At 62.5% G+C, this 11,799-nt stretch carries 14 protein-coding genes; 10 read left to right on the forward strand and 4 right to left on the reverse strand.

Annotated features, from left to right (window positions below):
* Nucleotides 1–8: 8 nt before the first annotated feature.
* The 5 genes from G3N59_RS17060 to G3N59_RS17080 all read left to right on the forward strand — a co-directional run bounded on the left by G3N59_RS17060 (nucleotide 9) and on the right by G3N59_RS17080 (nucleotide 3,975).
* Nucleotides 9–941 carry an ABC transporter substrate-binding protein gene (locus G3N59_RS17060; RefSeq protein ID WP_205983795.1) on the forward strand — a complete coding sequence of 311 codons (933 nt, stop codon included), beginning with the start codon at nucleotides 9–11 and terminating at the stop codon, nucleotides 939–941.
* Between the two features lie 45 nt (nucleotides 942–986).
* Entirely contained in the window at nucleotides 987–1,616 is a 630-nt protein-coding gene (pnuC, locus tag G3N59_RS17065) for a nicotinamide riboside transporter PnuC (protein ID WP_205983796.1), read from the forward strand.
* Nucleotides 1,616–2,806, forward strand: a complete 1,191-nt coding sequence (locus G3N59_RS17070) for a phosphotransferase (protein ID WP_205983797.1) — start codon at nucleotides 1,616–1,618, stop codon at nucleotides 2,804–2,806. The genes pnuC and G3N59_RS17070 overlap by 1 nt, the downstream gene beginning before the upstream one ends.
* The gene (locus G3N59_RS17075) at nucleotides 2,803–3,705 is read left to right on the forward strand and encodes a rhodanese-like domain-containing protein (protein ID WP_205983798.1); all 903 of its coding nucleotides are present in this window, start codon (nucleotides 2,803–2,805) and stop codon (nucleotides 3,703–3,705) included. The genes G3N59_RS17070 and G3N59_RS17075 overlap by 4 nt, the downstream gene beginning before the upstream one ends.
* Nucleotides 3,706–3,771: 66 nt before the next feature.
* Entirely contained in the window at nucleotides 3,772–3,975 is a 204-nt protein-coding gene (locus G3N59_RS17080; protein WP_205983799.1) for a hypothetical protein, read from the forward strand.
* Nucleotides 3,976–3,997: 22 nt separating this feature from the next.
* Here the strand turns inward: G3N59_RS17080 and G3N59_RS17085 are convergent, their stop codons facing one another.
* Nucleotides 3,998–4,426: a DUF6691 family protein gene (locus tag G3N59_RS17085; protein ID WP_205983800.1), complete on the reverse strand. Its 429-nt coding sequence runs from the start codon at nucleotides 4,424–4,426 to the stop codon at nucleotides 3,998–4,000.
* A complete protein-coding gene (locus tag G3N59_RS17090) occupies nucleotides 4,423–4,869 on the reverse strand; it encodes a YeeE/YedE family protein (RefSeq protein WP_205983801.1) in 447 nt (148 codons plus the stop codon). The genes G3N59_RS17085 and G3N59_RS17090 overlap by 4 nt, the downstream gene beginning before the upstream one ends.
* Nucleotides 4,870–5,234: 365 nt before the next feature.
* On the opposite strand from G3N59_RS17090, the gene G3N59_RS17095 reads away from it, so the two are divergent.
* From G3N59_RS17095 to G3N59_RS17115, 5 genes are all read left to right on the forward strand, one after another.
* Nucleotides 5,235–6,548: an MFS transporter gene (locus G3N59_RS17095; RefSeq protein ID WP_205983802.1), complete on the forward strand. Its 1,314-nt coding sequence runs from the start codon at nucleotides 5,235–5,237 to the stop codon at nucleotides 6,546–6,548.
* A 146-nt stretch (nucleotides 6,549–6,694) separates the two neighbouring features.
* Nucleotides 6,695–7,726: a GGDEF domain-containing protein gene (locus G3N59_RS17100; protein ID WP_205983803.1), complete on the forward strand. Its 1,032-nt coding sequence runs from the start codon at nucleotides 6,695–6,697 to the stop codon at nucleotides 7,724–7,726.
* A gap of 187 nt (nucleotides 7,727–7,913) precedes the next feature.
* Entirely contained in the window at nucleotides 7,914–8,492 is a 579-nt protein-coding gene (locus G3N59_RS17105) for a DJ-1/PfpI family protein (protein WP_205983804.1), read from the forward strand.
* A 62-nt stretch (nucleotides 8,493–8,554) separates the two neighbouring features.
* Nucleotides 8,555–8,890, forward strand: a complete 336-nt coding sequence (locus G3N59_RS17110; protein WP_205983805.1) for a ribbon-helix-helix domain-containing protein — start codon at nucleotides 8,555–8,557, stop codon at nucleotides 8,888–8,890.
* Nucleotides 8,891–9,177: 287 nt separating this feature from the next.
* Nucleotides 9,178–9,630, forward strand: coding sequence for a hypothetical protein (locus tag G3N59_RS17115; RefSeq protein ID WP_205983806.1), 453 nt, complete (start codon nucleotides 9,178–9,180; stop codon nucleotides 9,628–9,630).
* A gap of 82 nt (nucleotides 9,631–9,712) precedes the next feature.
* Here the strand turns inward: G3N59_RS17115 and G3N59_RS17120 are convergent, their stop codons facing one another.
* Both G3N59_RS17120 and G3N59_RS17125 read right to left on the reverse strand, forming a co-directional pair.
* Nucleotides 9,713–10,414 (reverse strand): succinate dehydrogenase iron-sulfur subunit, encoded by a 702-nt coding sequence (locus G3N59_RS17120; RefSeq protein ID WP_205983807.1) that lies wholly within the window; start codon nucleotides 10,412–10,414, stop codon nucleotides 9,713–9,715.
* Nucleotides 10,415–10,444: 30 nt separating this feature from the next.
* A partial coding sequence (locus G3N59_RS17125) for an FAD-binding protein (RefSeq protein WP_205983808.1) occupies nucleotides 10,445–11,799 on the reverse strand: 1,355 nt, incomplete at its 5' end.

Below are 11,799 nucleotides of genomic sequence, written 5' to 3' on the forward strand. Positions count from 1 at the left end.
GAAACCGTATGACCCGAATCACCCTGATGCTCGAATACTTCCACCCGTGGACCAACGCGGCGGGCTTCTATGTGGCGCGCGACGAAGGCTGGTTCGCCCAGGCCGGGCTGGATGTGGAGATCGTCGTGCCCGATCCGGCGCGCGGCGACGCGCTCGCGCATCTCGCCCGCCACGAGGTGGATTTTGGCGTGTTCCCGAGCAACCGCCTGTTCGTGCAGCGCGAAGCGGGCCGCCCGCTGGTGGGCATCGCGGCGATCAATCATCGCGCGCTGGAGACGATCCAGACCGTGACGTCGACCGGTATCGAGCGGCCGCGCGATCTGGCCGGGCGGCGTCTTGCGCTGAACCCCACGCCGCGCGGCCTCGCGATGGTGCGCCATCTGGTGGCCCACGACGGCGGCGACCCGGACGCCATCGAGATCGTCGATAGCGGCGTGCGCGAGCTGCAACCCGAAAGTTTCCTCGATGGCGTGGCCGATGCGTCGTTCGGCAGCTACTGGGCATGGGATACGCTGCTGCACACGCGCGTGCCGGATGCCGAGCGCCGTGTCTGGCCCGTCGATGAAATCGGCGCGCCCGCCTATCATAGCTACCTGCTCGGCGCCCACGAGGACACGCTGGAGACGCGCGGCGAAGTCGTGCGCGGCTTTCTGGCTGCGGCGCGGCGCGGTTATCTGGCGGTGGCGCACGAGCCCGCGCGGGCCTTGCCGTCGCTCGAACGCGTGATTCCGTATTTCCCGCGTGCGCTGCTGGCGCGCTCGCTGCCGCTGATCGCCGGAACGTGGACGCACGAGGGCGAATGGGGCGTGCAGCGCGACGCGCTGATTCACCCGTACGCGCAGTGGCTCGGCAAACATGGCGTGCTGCGCGATGCGTCGCAGAGCGCGCAGGCGTTCACCAACGCGTTTCTGCCCGACGATACGGGCCGCCTGGCCGCGTAATTGCGCGGCTCTCCCGACACGGATTCCCTTACCCATTTACCCACTATGTCTCCACTCGAAATCATCGGCGTCGTAGTCAGCGCGCTGGCGATCTGGCTCACGGCGCGCCGCAAGATGCTGTGCTGGCCGGTCGGGCTCGCCTCGGTTGCGCTCTACGGCTGGATTTTCTTCGACGCCAGGCTTTATTCGGATGCGCTCTTGCAAGGCGCGTTCGGCGTGCTTCAGGTGTATGGCTGGCAGCGCTGGTTCGCGCAGCAGCGCAGCGATGCCGGCCAGGAGAGCGAAGCGGCGCGGGCTGTCGTACCGGTCGTGCCCGTTGGCGCTGTGAGCTTCGCGCGCCTCGCGCCCGACCTGCTCGCGGCGGTTGGTCTGAGCGTGTTGCTCGGCGCGGCCATGGCGCATTTCACCGATGCCGCGCTGCCGTGGGTCGATGCCTCGCTCACCGCGTTCAGCCTCGTGGCCCAATACTGGACCGGGCGGCGCTACATCGCTTCGTGGACGCTGTGGATCGTGGTCGATGTGATCTACGTGGGCATGTTCGTGTTCAAGGGGCTGTATCTCACTGCGGGGCTTTACGCCGCGTTTCTGGTGCTGGCGGCGCTGGGCTGGCGCGACTGGTCGCGCGCCAGGGCCGAACACGAGGCGTCGTATGCCGTATCGGGAAGCCTGGTCTGATGACGCACGAGAAACACGCCGCGCCGCCCGACGCCGCCTTGCCGAACGCGCCGCTGCAATTCACCGTCGATGGCGAAAAGGCCGAGCGCGACTGGCCGCTCATCACGCGCGACGAAGTCGAGCGTCTGCTGGCCGGTTACGCCGATCTCGCGCCGCTCGCGAAGATCGCCTGGCACAGTCCGAGGCCGTTTTCGGCGGCGGTGCTTGCGCATACGCTCGACGGCCGCGCTTGGTTCGTGAAGCGCCATCACGCGCGTCTGCGCAGCGCGGCGGGACTGGCCGAAGAGCATGGCTTCATCGCCCATCTGCGCAGCCGCGGCCTGCCGGTCGCCGATGTGCTGGCCGATCGCGCGGGCCGCACGGCCATCACGCACGGCGACTGGACCTGGGAAGTCCATGCCAGCGCGCCGGGCATGGACGCGTATCGCGGCGTGATGTCGTGGAAGCCGTTCTTTCATGCGAGTCACGCGTGGTCGGCGGGGCGCACGCTGGCGCGACTGCATCAGGCATCCGCCGATTACGCTGCGCCCGCGCGGGCGTTGCAGCCGCTGCTGTCGAGTTTTCGTGTGCTGGGTTCGGCGGATTTTGGCGGTGCGCTGGAGCAGTGGGTGCAGGCCCAGCCCGCTCTCGCGCGTTCGCTCGATAAACATAACTGGCGCGCCGATCTCCAGGAGACCATCGCGCCGGCGCACGCGCGGCTCGTGCCGTTTCTGCCCGCGTTGCGCCCGCTCTGGACGCATGGCGACTGGCACGCATCGAACCTGTTGTGGACCGACGCCACGCCCGGCGCGCAGGTGCGCACGGTGCTCGACTTCGGCCTTTCGGATCGCACCTGCGCGGTCTACGACATTGCACTCGCCATCGAGCGCAATGCGATCGACTGGCTGGCCGCACCGGCGAACGTCACGGTGCACTACGACCATATCGGCGCGCTGCTCGATGGCTATGAGTCGCTCGCGCCGTTGAGCGAAGCCGAATACGAAGCGCTGATCGCGCTGCTGCCGATCGTGCACACGGAATTCGCGCTGCTCGAAGTGGAATATTTCGACGCTATTCTCGGCGACGAAACGGGCGTCGCGGCTGCGTACGACGGCTATCTGCTCGGCCATACGCGCTGGTTCGCGCAAGACGAAGGACAACGGCTGCTAAGGTGGTTGCGCACGCGCCGCAGCAAGGAGAGCAACGCATGAGCGATTTATCCCAGGACGCTGCCGCGCGGCGTGCCCGCATGCTGATCGAACCGGCGGCGCTTGCTGCGCGGCTGGGCGAGCCGGGTCTGGTCGTGCTGGACGCCCAGGTCGAACTGCCGTCACCGCGTTTCGACGGCGATTATCGGGTGGCGAGCGGTTACGACGGCTGGCTCGCGCAGCGCGTGCCGGGCGCGCGTCATGCCGATCTCAGCGCGAAGCTGAGCGTACCGCACGCCACGCTCTCGTTCATGCGGCCCGCGCCTGAAGTGCTCGCGCGTGAGCTGGCGGCGCTGGGTGTTGGCGCGGCCTCGAATGTGGTGATCTACGACCGCAGCGATGGCTTCTGGGCCGCGCGACTCTGGTGGATGCTGCGCTGGATCGGCATCGACGCGCAGGTGCTGGATGGCGGCTGGCGGGCCTGGTGCGCGGCCGGTTTGCCGGTCGAGAGCGGGCCGGCGGACGAAGTGGCCGGGGCGGGCGAAAGTCTGCAAGTGCGCGAGCGCAGCGGCATGTGGGCCGATCGTACCGATGTCGAAGCGATCCTCGCCGGGCAGGTGCGCGCGACGCTGGTTTGTGCACTGTCGGCCGATGTTTTCACTGGGCGCGCAGCCAGCCGCTACGCGAGGCGCGGGCATATTCCGGGCAGCCTGAACGTGCCCGCACGAAACCTGCTCGACGCGACGGGGCGCTATGCGCCGGCATCCGTGATCAGTGAGGCGCTGGGATTGGACGGACCGGTCTGCGTCTATTGCGGCGGCGGAATTTCCGCCGCGGTGGACGCGCTGGCGCTCACGCTGGCGGGCCACGACACCGTGTCGATCTACGATGGCTCGCTGCAGGAATGGGCCGCCGACCCGGCGTTGCCACTCGATATTGCGCCTGTGCTAAGCATCGAATAAATGCTTGTTTGGCGGATGCACGGACGGTGACTAGATTTGACGCATACATTCCGCGAGGAAAGCGTCATGTCGAATCACATCGCCGCACGGCTCTGGAGCCTGTTCAGCCGCAAACGGGTGGAAAGCGCGCAAAACCCGGAAAGCGAAGGCGAGCATCCCGATGCTCACGCCCAGGTCGAACGCGCCGCGCTGTACGCGCGTCACGGCTATTTCAATTCGAGCTTCGCGCCGCTGCTATTTCCTTTTGTGCCGGAAATCCCGCTTGAATAAGCGGGATTGAGCAAGGCGCGGCTTATTGCCCGCGCCCGGCCGTCAAACGATACATCCACCACCCGGCGATCATCGAAGGCAGGAAGTAGAGCGCTTCGATATTCGGATGCGCAAGCAGCGCGATGGCCGGGCCCGGGCAATAGCCCGCCGCACCCCAACCGATGCCGAACAGCGCCGCGCCTGCAATCAGCCGGGCGTCGATGGCTTTCGCGGTTGGCAACGCAAAACGGTCGTCCAGCACGGGCTTGGCGCGGCGAAGAATCAAGCGGAACGCGATGACGGCGAGCGTCACTGCGCCGCCCAGCACGAACAGCAGACTGCCATCCCACGCGCCGCTCACGTCGAGAAAGCCCAGCACTTTCTGCGGACGCGTCATGCCCGAAAGCGCGAGTCCACCACCGAAAAGAAACCCGCATACGAGGCTTGCCAGCAGTTTCAGCGCGTGATTCATTGCAGCCCCGGGATGTGACGCACGAAGAACGTCGTGACGATGGCGGTTGCCAGAAACACGCCCGTCGCGACCGCCGAGCGGCGCGAGAAACGCGCGAGTCCGCAGACGCCGTGTCCGCTCGTGCAACCGTGTCCGAGCGCGGTGCCGTAGCCAGTCGCCAAGCCCGCGAGAATCAGCAGGACAGGCGGAAAACCTGGCCGCGCGTGCGGGGTGAGATCGACATGAAACAGCGCGCGCGCAATGGCATAGCAGACGGCGGCGCCCGCGATCAGACCGAGCAGAAAGGCCGCACGCCACGCGGATTCGCGGCGCTCGCCCCAGATCAACTGGCGCGCGATCCCGCTGATACCGGCGATTCTGCCGTTGAGCCAGAGCAGTAGTGACGCCGATAGGCCGATCAGCAGGCCACCGGCAAGGGCGCTATAGGGCGTGAGGTGCGTCATGAGTGCAAGCGAGTAAATGTGAGCGAGCGGTGCGATGGCGAATGATACGACACGCCATATCACCCAAAAAGTCGGCCGTTTGGCTAACTCAGTGTTTTGCGAGTTTGTTCTTTCGCCATCTGTTTTAGTTATCGATTGACGTTGTCGCGGCGATGCGCGCAGTTAATCGAGCCAGATCGAACGCGGCGCCTCAAGCCTTGCCTGACGTGCCTTTGCGCTATGCGATCGACCTCCGTTGCAGACAAACGGCGGCGCATCTAAGCGGCCAAACCATCCACGTGAAGGTTTACCCTCGATATCGATTCGCCACGCGCTTTTTGTATCGTCGAACTCTATGCAGACGGCATGGTTCACGGAGAAAGCGCATGTTCAAGTGGTACACCGAGCTGACAAAGCCGGAAAAGCAGACGTACTGGGCGTGTTTCAGCGGCTGGGGACTCGACGCGATGGACACGCAGATGTACGCGCTCGCGATTCCCACGCTGATCGCCTTGTGGGGCATGACGCGCGGTGAAGCCGGTCTGCTGGGTACGACGGTGCTGATCATGGCGTCGCTGGGCGGCTGGATTGCCGGCATTCTGGCCGACCGTTACGGGCGTGTGCGCGTTCTGCAGATCACGATTCTGTGGTTTTCGGCGTTCACGCTGCTGTCGGCGTTCACGCACTCGTTCTGGCAATTAATGTTCACGCGCGGCCTGCAAGGGCTGGGCTTTGGCGGCGAATGGGCCGTGGGTGCGGTGCTGATCAGCGAGACCATCCGCCCGCAAGTGCGCGGCCGTGCAGTCGGATCGCTGCAGGCGGGCTGGGCGGTGGGTTATGGCGTGGCCGTCCTGCTTTCGACGCTGATTTTCAGCACGCTCGAAGCCGACCTCGCCTGGCGCGTGCTGTTTGCCATTGGCCTGTTGCCGACGCTGCTGGTGCTGTGGATTCGCCGCCATATCAAGGAAGCGCCGGTGTTCGCGCAAACGCGCGCCGAATCGGCCGCCGACCGTCCGGGCATCTGGGCCGTGTTCGCGCGTCCGATGCGCGCCACCACGCTCAAGGCGATTCTGCTCACGTTCGGCATTTACGGCGGCAACTACGTGATGATTACGTGGTTGCCCGCGTATCTGAAACTGGTGCTGAACCTGTCGATCGCGAATGTCGGCGGTTATCTGGCGATCAATATTCTGGGCTCGTTTGCGGGCGCGTTTCTCAATGGCTGGATGGCGGACCGCTTCGGCCGCCGCCGCACCTTTATCGTGATTGCCTGCCTGCAGGCGGTGGCCGTCGCCATCTATACGCTCACGCCGATTACGCTGCCCGTGACGCTCGTGCTCGGTTTCGTGCTCGGCACGCTGCAATCGGGCACGGCGGCGGGGACGGGCGCTTATCTCGCCGAGTTGTTCCCCACGCGCATTCGCGCTTCGGCGCAAGGGCTGTGCGGCAACGCGGGCCGTGCGATCGGCGCCATCATGCCGACGATGGTGGGCGTGCTGGGCGCGCGGGTCGAACTGGGCGCGGCGATGGGACTGTGCGCGTGCGTGTCGTATCTGCTGGTGGTCACCGCGGCCTTCATGCTGCCCGAAACGCGCGGCCGCGATCTCACGCAGGTCGACGGCGAAGGCGAATCGTCGTCTGCGACTGAGTCCAGCGAAACCTCGCTGCGCCAGGTGCCGGTATCGGGCGATGCACGTTGAGTTGCATGGAATATCGCGTGGTGTGAAGAAGTTACCGATCGTTGGATAACGCGTGCAAACCACGGTAGATCGGGCAAAAGAAAACTGTTACCGTGGGCCGCACATAATCACGGTGGCAGATTTGCCCGATTTTCTGAGCACGCGTTATGGACGAATTGCTTGAAAACCTTTCCCAGAAGGTTGGGGCGGCGCAGAGCCTGGAAGGGCTGGTACGGCCGCTGCTCGAAATGCTGGGGATCTTGACCGGGCTGGAATCGACTTATCTGACTTCCGTCGATTTCAGTCGCGAAGTGCAGACCGTCCTCTACGCGCGCAACGAAGGGCGCCCGCAGATTCTCGAAGGTTTGCAGGTTCAGTGGTTTGATACCTTATGCAAACGCAGTCTGGAAAGCGGGCGGCGCGTTGTCAGCAATGTGCGCGAAATCTGGGGCGATTCGCGTGCAGCGGCCGACCTCGAAATCGGCACTTATGCGAGTGCGCCGGTGTGCGCGGAAAACGGCGCGGTGATCGGCACGCTTTGCGGTATCAGCCGCGAAAGTCTGGAAATCAGTTCAAGAGCGCGTGGGGCAATGAATGTATTTGCCAAACTGATTTCCGAACATATCGAGCGCGAGCAATTAATCGAACAACTGAAGCTCGCTAACGCCCATCTCGCGCGCCGCGCACTCATCGACGATTTAACGGAACTGCCGAACCGGCGTGCCTTGCACGAAGAACTTGGCCGGTTGCTTTCAAATGCTGCGGCGGCAGGTTCGTATGTGGCGGTGTGCGTGATCGATCTGAACGGTCTCGGGGAACTTAACGATCAGCGCAGCTACGGCACCGGCGACCAGTTTCTGCAGGCCTGTGCGCAACGGCTGGCGGCAGCGACTGCGGATAACGGTCTGCTTGCCTATATCGGCGGCGGGCGGTTCGCTTTTATCGCGCCTGGACCGGACGATTTCGCACAGGCCACCCTGATGGCCGAGGAAGTCGCCAGCAGCCTCGCGACGGTGACGGCGGGCGAATACGCCTTATCGAACGTTCGTTTGCATTATCAGGGCGCGGCGGCCGGTTGCGTAGCGGTGCGCTTTCTCACGGTTGCGCAGGCGCTCGATCAGGCGGACCAGGAAGTGTGCCGCGTCAAACGCTTGCGCGACGCGGCGCGGGCCAGCAAGAGCGCCTGGGCGTTTAATTGATTCTTTAGCTGATTCATCGGCATTCCGTTTTCCACGTTTCCTTCACTCAGGTTTTAGATATCTATTACCTGCTGGCACGCGTCGCTCGCTATATTGCCTTTCGACGGCGGCGGGCGTGCCCATGGTTTTCGCAGCACTACGCGCCCGTTCTTTCGCCACTATTCCCACTGCCGAGAGGAAACGAAAGATGAGCAAGCGCATTCTTATCATTGCCGGCGACTTTGTCGAAGACTACGAACTGATGGTGCCGTTTCAGGCGCTGGCGGCCGTTGGCCATACGGTGCACGTGGTTGCGCCGGACAAGCGCGTGGGCGACCTCATTCGCACGTCGATTCACGACTTCGAAGGCGATCAGACTTACACGGAAAAGCGCGGTCACAATTTCACGCTCAACGCGGACTTCGCCGCAACGAATCCCGCTAACTATGACGCGCTGCTCATTCCCGGCGGACGCGCGCCCGAGTATCTGCGCCTGAACGAAACGATCATCGCGTGGCTGCGTCATTTCGCGGAAGCGAAAAAGCCCATCGCTGCGGTGTGCCACGGCGCGCAACTGCTGGCGGCCGCTGGCGTGATCGAAGGACGGCGCATTTCGGCTTATCCGGCCTGCGCGCCCGAAGTCAAGCTGGCGGGCGCGCAATATGTGCCGCTCGACTGGCCCGATGCCATCACCGACGAGAACTTCGTCACCGCGCCCGCATGGACGTCGCACGCCAGCTGGCTGGCGCAATTCCTCGCGCTGCTCGGTACGCGTATCGAGCACTGATCGAATGCAGTGACGTATCATCGTTGGCCTGCAAAATGATGATGTGCCTGGGAGCCTGATTTATGTGCGAGATTTACATCAACGCCGATCCAATCCTTTATGAATCGCGCACGCGTGCGCTGCGCATTCATGGCGTAGTCACAACCGTGCGGCTCGAAAATCTTTTCTGGGACGTGCTGCAGGAAATCGCCAATCGCGAGAATAAAACGACGACGCAATTCGTCGTGCAGCTTTACGACGAACTGCTCGCCGCACGTGGCGAAGAAGCGCTGAATTTCGCGTCATTTCTGCGCGTGTGCTGCTTGCGCTATCTCTCCACCCGTGCGGAGCCGAACGCCGCCGAAGATATGCCGCGCGATACGGGGTTTCAACCGCGCGTGGTGAAAGCCGCAATGTGATGCTGTCGACAAGATTGACCGCCGGTTCTGGAAAGCAGTCTTCCAGAGTCGATGTCAATGCTGCCCGGTATTTTCGCTAGAATCAAAACCCTCCCAGGTAAGATGCACTGATGTGCTACTTGCATTCGGCCGCAGCCATGCTGCGGCTTTTTTTCGTCTGCAAAGAGGCGATTCGATTTTATGGATCGTTGAGCGTTTCGGAATTCTGATTCCATTTCCTGCACAAAATCAGTACTCATTTGATCATCTATAATTTTGTCGGTCAGTTCAAAACCAGGAGCAATTTTATGAACCGCTCCCGTTCTAATAAATTCACTCGCGGCAAGTTTCTACCGCTTCCCGCGCCCATTGTTCGCGCGACTTCGCTACAAAACCATCTTGCACTTGAAGCGCTGCGCAGCCGCCACGGCGCCAGTCTTCACGCAACCTTTCTCTTTCGTGCGGTCTATCTGACGTATCTGCTTTGCGATGCGAACGATCAGCACAAAAAGACGGACACGTTTCAGGAAGCCGAAGCCGCACTTGGCCAATGTAGTCACCGCGCGCAAGCGGGCGGTTCCTGGCAATTGCCGGAAAGCGATATCGACGTATTCCATTGCGTGCTGACCTTGCACGACAAGCAGCTTCAATCGGTTCCCGCGCACCTTTATGAGGCGGCGTGCGAGCAGCTTCTGAATTATGTGGTGAATGGCGGGGAACCTGTCATTCAGGCATTGGCAGGCGATGAGTGCGTGCAGTAAGCAGAATGAGTGAATTGAATCGCCGCAATTGACAACGCCCCGCCAGGAGCAATCCTGGCGGGGCGTTTCTGTTGGGCGCTGATCACACTGCGCGGCGCACCATCAATTCCTTGATCTTGCCGATTGCTTTGGTCGGGTTCAATCCCTTCGGGCAAACGTCGACGCAATTCATGATCGTATGGCAACGGAACAGGCGATACGGATCTTCGAGGTTGTCGAGACGTTCGCCCGTGGCTTCGTCGCGGCTATCGGCGATGAAGCGGTAAGCCTGCAGCAGACCCGCCGGGCCGACGAACTTGTCCGGATTCCACCAGAAGCTCGGGCACGACGTCGAGCAGCTCGCGCACAGAATGCACTCGTACACGCCGTCGAGTTCATCGCGTTGATCGGGCGACTGCAGACGCTCTTTCTCGGGTGGCGGCGTATCGTTGATCAGATACGGTTTGATCGAGTGATACTGGTTGAAGAAGTGCGTCATGTCGACAATCATGTCGCGCACAACCGGCAAACCCGGCAGCGGGCGCAGCACGATCTTGTGCGGTAGATCGTTCAGGTTCGTGAGACACGCCAGGCCGTTCTTGCCGTTGATGTTCATCGCGTCCGAACCGCACACGCCTTCGCGGCACGAGCGACGGAACGACAAGGTTTCATCGACTTCCTTGAGCTTGACCAGCGCGTCGAGCAGCATGCGCTCGTGCGTGAGTTCCAGCTCATAGGTTTGCATACGCGGCGCTGCGTCTTTATCCGGATCGTAGCGATAGACTTCAAAAATGCGTTTAGCCATTTTCCAATTCCTTTCTGACTGGCGCTTGCCTTAGAACGTACGCGGCTTGGGCGGCACGGACGCGACGCTCATCGGCTGCATCTGCACGGGCTTGTAGTCGAGCCGGTCGCCTTCGCTGTACCAGAGCGTATGACGCAGCCAGTTCTCGTCGTCGCGTTCCTTGTGTTCGGCAGGTGCGTGTGCGCCGCGGCTTTCCTTGCGGGCTTCCGCCGACACCATGGTTGCGCGCGCAACTTCAATCATGTTCGCCACTTCGAGCGCTTCGACGCGCGCGGTATTGAACACTTTTGATTTGTCCTTGAGGTGGATGCTGTCCACACGTTTCGCGACTTCGGCGATATTCTCGACACCTTCGGCCATGAGCTTTTCGGTGCGGAACACGCCTGCGTGCTGCTGCATCGTCGTACGGATATCGCGTGCCACTGCCTGCGTAGGTTCGCCCGACGACGATTTTTCCAGCCGGTTCAGACGTGAAAGCGCGAAATCGGCGGCATCGGCCGGCAGCGGCTTGTGATGCCGGATTTCCTTCACATGCTCGATGATGTGATTGGCCGCAGCGCGGCCGAACACCACGAGGTCGAGCAGCGAATTCGTGCCCAGACGGTTTGCGCCATGCACAGACACACACGAGCATTCGCCCACGGCATAGAAGCCGTTCACAGGGTCTTTAAAGCCCTTTGAGGTGCCCACCACCTGGCCGTGAACATTCGTGGGAATCCCGCCCATCTGGTAGTGAATCGTCGGTACGACCGGGATCGGTTCCTTGATGCAGTCCACGTTGGCGAACTTCAGTGCGATTTCGCGAATCGACGGCAGACGTTTCATGATCGTTTCCGCGCCGATGTGCGACAGGTCGAGCAGAATGTGATCTTGCTTCGGCCCTTCGCCACGGCCTTCGATAATCTCTTGCCCCATCGAACGCGAAACAAAGTCACGCGGCGCCAGATCCTTCAGCGTCGGTGCGTAGCGCTCCATGAAGCGCTCGCCGTTCGAGTTACGCAGAATGCCGCCTTCGCCGCGCACGCCTTCGGTAATCAGCACGCCCGCGCCAGCCACGCCGGTCGGGTGGAACTGCCAGAACTCCATGTCCTGCAGCGCGATGCCCGAACGTGCGGCCATCCCCAGGCCGTCACCGGTATTGATGAACGCATTCGTCGATGCCTGGAAGATCCGGCCTGCGCCGCCCGTGGCGAACAGCGTGGTCTTGCCTTCGAGGATATAGACGTCGCCCGTTTCCATTTCGAGCGCGGTCACGCCCAGCACGTCGCCTTCGGCGTCGCGGATCAGATCCAGCGCCATCCATTCGACGAAGAACGTGGTCTTCGCAGCAACGTTCTGCTGGTACAGCGTGTGCAGCAGCGCGTGACCGGTACGGTCAGCCGCCG

The organism is Paraburkholderia sp. Ac-20340, assembly GCF_017104965.1.
Taxonomy (GTDB): Bacteria; Pseudomonadota; Gammaproteobacteria; order Burkholderiales; family Burkholderiaceae; genus Paraburkholderia.